Genomic DNA, 569 nt, shown 5'->3' with positions numbered 1-569 from the left:
TGGACGCGGAGTTCGGCCAGGCGGAGGTCGCGGCGGGGGACGGCTCCACCGCGGTCGTCCAGGTCCGCCAGCTCGGCAGTGATCCGCTGATGCTCGGCAGTACCGCGCTGCTCTACGCGTACGACGAGGCCGGCGAGTTCTTCTGGGTCGCGCCCTTCGACGCGGCGCTCGACCCGCGCGGCTGATCCGCCGCCCTTCTTCTCAGCCTTCCAGGCTTCTCAGCTTCGACTTCTCACGTGGGGATTCCTCATGGATGCCATCTCATTGGGCCTCGGCACGCTCGTCATCGTCGTTCTCGTCCTCGTGGTCGCAGCACTGCTTGTCGTGACCCGGCTGTTCCGCAAGGTCGAGCAGGGCAAGGCGCTGATCGTCTCCAAGATGCGGAAGGTCGATGTGACCTTCACCGGGCAGGTCGTGCTGCCCGTGCTGCACAAGGCCGAGGTCATGGACATCTCGGTGAAGACCATCGAGATCTCCCGGACCGGCCGCGACGGTCTGATCTGCAAGGACAACATCCGCGCCGACATCCGCATCTCGTTCTTCGTACGCGTCAACAAGACCGTCGAGGA

Annotated in this window: 2 pseudogenes; both read left to right on the top strand. The window is 65.0% G+C overall.

The features are described from left to right. A pseudogene (locus OTB16_RS39885) lies at positions 1 to 185 on the top strand (hypothetical protein); the annotation flags it as partial. A gap of 64 nt (positions 186 to 249) precedes the next feature. Beyond that, positions 250 to 569 (top strand): annotated as a pseudogene (locus tag OTB16_RS39880) (flotillin family protein); the annotation flags it as partial.

It is taken from the genome of Streptomyces antarcticus, from assembly GCF_026627255.1.
GTDB classification, from domain to species: Bacteria; Actinomycetota; Actinomycetes; order Streptomycetales; family Streptomycetaceae; genus Streptomyces; species Streptomyces antarcticus.
Note: the sequence above shows the minus strand (reverse complement) of the source record. Positions and strands in the feature narration are given on the sequence as shown.